The organism is Phenylobacterium sp., from assembly GCF_030693805.1.
GTDB lineage: Bacteria > Pseudomonadota > Alphaproteobacteria > Caulobacterales > Caulobacteraceae > Phenylobacterium.
Genome location: NZ_JAUXZW010000170.1, coordinates 1 through 3,968, shown reverse-complemented (window position 1 = coordinate 3,968; position 3,968 = coordinate 1). Strand labels below are relative to the sequence as shown.

The 3,968-nt window shown below is 67.2% G+C and carries 5 protein-coding genes; 3 read left to right on the top strand and 2 right to left on the bottom strand.

Features of this window, described 5'->3' with window-relative positions:
* Positions 1-178 precede the first annotated feature (178 nt).
* Both Q8M88_RS07120 and Q8M88_RS07115 read right to left on the bottom strand, forming a co-directional pair.
* Positions 179-1,171 carry a glycosyltransferase family 2 protein gene (locus tag Q8M88_RS07120; RefSeq protein WP_305595813.1) on the bottom strand — a complete coding sequence of 331 codons (993 nt, stop codon included), beginning with the start codon at positions 1,169-1,171 and terminating at the stop codon, positions 179-181.
* A gap of 61 nt (positions 1,172-1,232) precedes the next feature.
* A complete protein-coding gene (locus tag Q8M88_RS07115) occupies positions 1,233-1,730 on the bottom strand; it encodes a GtrA family protein (protein WP_305595811.1) in 498 nt (165 codons plus the stop codon).
* Positions 1,731-2,035: 305 nt separating this feature from the next.
* Between Q8M88_RS07115 and Q8M88_RS07110 the strand changes: the two genes are divergently transcribed.
* The 3 genes from Q8M88_RS07110 to Q8M88_RS07100 all read left to right on the top strand — a co-directional run.
* Positions 2,036-2,605 carry an FkbM family methyltransferase gene (locus Q8M88_RS07110; protein WP_305595809.1) on the top strand — a complete coding sequence of 190 codons (570 nt, stop codon included), beginning with the start codon at positions 2,036-2,038 and terminating at the stop codon, positions 2,603-2,605.
* A 42-nt stretch (positions 2,606-2,647) separates the two neighbouring features.
* Positions 2,648-3,586, top strand: coding sequence for a glycosyltransferase (locus tag Q8M88_RS07105; RefSeq protein WP_305595807.1), 939 nt, complete (start codon positions 2,648-2,650; stop codon positions 3,584-3,586).
* A 24-nt stretch (positions 3,587-3,610) separates the two neighbouring features.
* A partial coding sequence (locus tag Q8M88_RS07100; protein ID WP_305595805.1) for an oligosaccharide flippase family protein occupies positions 3,611-3,968 on the top strand: 358 nt, incomplete at its 3' end.

The window sequence follows — 3,968 nt, the reverse complement described above, 5'->3', positions numbered from 1 at the left end:
CGAACTCGGCCAGCAGGCCCAGGTTGCCGCCGGTGCCGCATCCGGCCTCGAGGATCGACAGGCGCCGCTCACCGAATGTCGAGCGCAGCACCTTGCGAAGCACGGCGCGGCGACCGACGAACCACCAGTGCTGGTCCTCCATCGCACGCATGTTGGCGTAGGCTTGGGGCTGCACGGTTCAGGCCTCGAGACGCGGCGCGACGCGGCGGCGGCGGCCTTGCGGCGGCTCACCACGTCCATAGACGCGCGCCACGAGGTAAGGCGGCCGCTGCTTGGCCTCCATATACAGGCGGCCGATGTATTCGCCGATCAGTCCCAGCGACATGAGCTGAAGGCCTCCCAGCACCAGGACCGCAACCATGATCGAGGCGTAGCCAGGCACCCGTACGAAACCCAGCAGCGCGAACACGATCAGAAACGCCGCAAAGGCGCAGCCGAGCATGGCGATGAACAGGCCGAGGTAGCTCCAGACCTTCAGCGGCGCGGCGGAGAAGCTGGTGATGCCTTCGATCGCGAAGTTCCAGAGCTTCCAGTAGTTCCAGCTTGATTCCCCGGCGGCGCGCGCAGTGCGGGTGAACTCCACGCCGACGTGACGATAACCGACCCAGGCGAACAGGCCCTTCATGAAGCGGTTGCGTTCCGGCAGGCGCTTGATGTCCTCCACGACGTCGCGGTCCATGAGCCGGAAATCGCCCACGTCCGCCGGGATCTTGGTGTCCGAGATCCGGTTGAACAGGTTGTAGAACAGCCTCGCGGTGACCCGCTTCGCCGGGCTGTCGGACTGGCGCTCGCGGCGCACGCCGTAGACGACGTCATAGCCCTCACGCCATTTCTCGATGAACGCGGCGATCAGTTCGGGCGGGTCCTGCAGATCGGCGTCGATCGGCACCACGGCGTCGCCGGTGGCGAAATCGAGCGCCGCAGTCAGCGCCGCCTCCTTGCCGAAGTTGCGGGTCAAGTCGACGATGACGATGCGCGGGTCGGCCGCGGCATGCGCGACCAGGCGCGCGAGCGTCGCGTCGCGACTGCCGTCATTGACGCAGACGAACTCCCAACGGCAGTCGACCCCCGCGAGCGCTGCGTCGACGCGCTCGAAGAACAGGTCGAGCACCGCCTCCTCGTTGTACATGGGCACAAGCAGGGAGATCAGCTCCTGGCCAGCCTCCGACATGCCTGCAACCCCGCTCTTTCCGCCCGCGGAGCCGCGTCCGCGCCCCCAAGATTAACGCCGGTTATCTTAATTCATTCTGGCCATAGGCGGCCGACCGATCGGCGAACACCCACCAGCGGCAGAACACGAACACCAGGCCCGTGTAGCAGACCATGCCGGACAGTTGCGCGCCCAACGCACCCAGTGCGGTCGGAAGCGGCAGGGCCGCGACCCAGTCCAGCGCCAGAACGCGATGCGCCAAGGCCACGACGGCCTGGTTGGCGGCGAAGGCGACGAGCACAGCGGCGACATAGCGCCAGGCCGTGGTCGAATGGCCGGCGACGCTGCGGAACACCAGCTTGCGATTCAGAACGTAGCTGAGACCCCAACCGACCAGATAGCCGCCGAGGTTGGCCGCGGCCGGCGTCAGGCCCAATCCGAACTCCAGCCCAGCGATGACCGACAGCCCGATGGCGGTGTTGGCGATCCCCGCCAGGCCGAATCTGGCGGCGACGCGCAGCAGCGGCTCCATGCCCCGCGGCGGATCGTGCGATACGGGCGGCGAAGGCGATTGCGGCATAGGGCGGGCTCCCGGCGCGGGCGCCTTTATGAAGGCCGCCTTGGGGTGATGTTCATACACGAGGTGTAAGATCCGCTGAATCTGCTGCGATCCCGCGAACTTCTGTGCAACTGCGCAGGTTCGTGGCGGACGTTCGGATCTTGAACAGCGGCTCCCCTGCTGGGAGCGGAAAGCGGTGGATGCTTAAGGCGGCGGTCAAAGCTGGATTTCAGAGCCTGGGGCTTGAGGTGAAGCGCCGGCCGAATCCTCTGCCGATCGGGCGTGAGACGCGCGCCGACCTGGAGCGATTCGGCGCGCCAGGACGGATGATCTTCGACATCGGCGCGAACGAGGGCCAATCGCTGAAGCTGTTCACCACGCTGTTTCCTCGCAGTGAAATCCACGCCTTCGAACCCGATCCCGCCGCGTTCGCACTCGCCAGCCGCGGTGTGCGTCCAGGGGTCCACCTGCATCCGTTCGCGATGGGCGAAACGGACTCGGAAATGCAATTCAACCACTACACCGGCAGCGACATGAGTTCGTTCCTTGAGCCGGGTCGGGAAAGCTGGTCCAGGGTAGAGAGCCAGCACACCGTCACCGTGCGCTCGGTCGACAGCTACTGCGCCGAGCATGGCATCGACGAGATCGACATCCTGAAGAGCGACACCCAGGGATTCGACGGCGCCGTGCTGCGCGGCGCGCGTCGGATGCTGGAAGCCAAGAAGATCGGCCTGATCAAGGTCGAGCTGACCTTCATGGAGCTCTACCAACAACAGCAGGACCCGCTCGAGCTGCTCAAATGGCTGGTCGGCCTGGATTATCGCATTCTGTCCTTCTACGACCAGCAGCACCGCAACGGTGCGTTGGGCTGGATGGACGCGATGCTCGTCCGCTAGATGCCGCCGCCCACGCCCACCGCACTCCCTACAGAACCCGCCATGTCATCCGACCGTCCCGTCGCCCTGATCATCGCCGCCAAGGACGCCGCGCCGACCATCGCGCACGCGGTGCGCTCGGCGTTGGCGCAAGGCCCGGTCGCTGAAGTAGTGGTGGTGGACGACGCCTCCACCGACGGCACAGCCGAGGCGGCCGAGGCGGGCGACGATGGTAGCGGCAGGCTGTCGGTGGTGCGCCTGGCGCGCAATTTCGGCCCCGCCCAGGCCCGAAACCGCGGGATCGCCAGTTCCCACGCGCCGCTGGTCGGCGCCCTGGACGCCGACGATCACCTCGAGCCTGACCGCATCGCGCGGCTGCTGGCCTTTGCGCCCACCCATTGGGACATGCTGGCCGACAGCCTGATCATGAAGGTGGCCGGGGATGAGGATTCTTCCGGCGAGCCGTTGATCGACGTCAAACAGACGACTCGGATGGACGCCGAGGCGTTCGTCCTGGGCAACCTCAGCGAACTGGTCGGACCCCGGCGCGAACTGGGATTCCTGAAGCCGCTTTTCCGCCGCGCCTTCCTGGACGGTCACGTTCTGGCCTACGACCCCGCGCTCCGCCTGGGCGAGGACTATGTGCTCTATGCCGAGGCGCTGTTGCGCGGCGCGGACTTCTTCGTCACCCCGCCCTGCGGCTACATCGCCATCGAACGGGCGAACTCGTTGAGCGCAGCGCACGGCGTGGGCGATCTGGCCGCCCTTGCCGCAGCGGACGAACGCCTCCTGAGACTGGCCGCCGATCAGCCGCAGGCCGCCGAAGCGCTGCGCCGCCACCGCGACGCGGTGCAACTGAACCTCGATTTCCGCCGGGTGCTCGACGCCAAACAGCAGGGCCACTTCGCCAGCGCCATGCTGGGTCTGTTCCGCACCCCGCGCACCGCCAGCTACATCCTGCGCGAGACCCTTCGCGCCCGCGCCGCCCGGCGCGTCGGCTAGCCGCCCGACAGGACGCCCACCCTCATGTCGGTGCGCCGATCGATCGGATGGAGCGCGGCCGGCCAGACGGCCGCCTTCGCCATCCAGTTCATCGCTTCGGTGATCGTCGCGCGACTGCTGTCCCCCACCGAGATGGGCGTGTTCGCCGTCGGACTTGCAACCCTGGCCCTGTTCTCCAGCATCGAAGCGTTCGGCCTGCAGTCGATGGTCGTGCGCGAGCCAGAGCTCAACGAGCGGCTGGTGGCCAGCGCCACGACGATCAACGGCCTGATCGCGCTGGCCATCGCCGCGGCGACGGCGCTCGCCAGCACGCTGGCGGGCGGCTTCTTCGGCAAGGCCGGCGTCACCCATGTGATGGCGCTGATCGCGCTTGGGCCGTTGG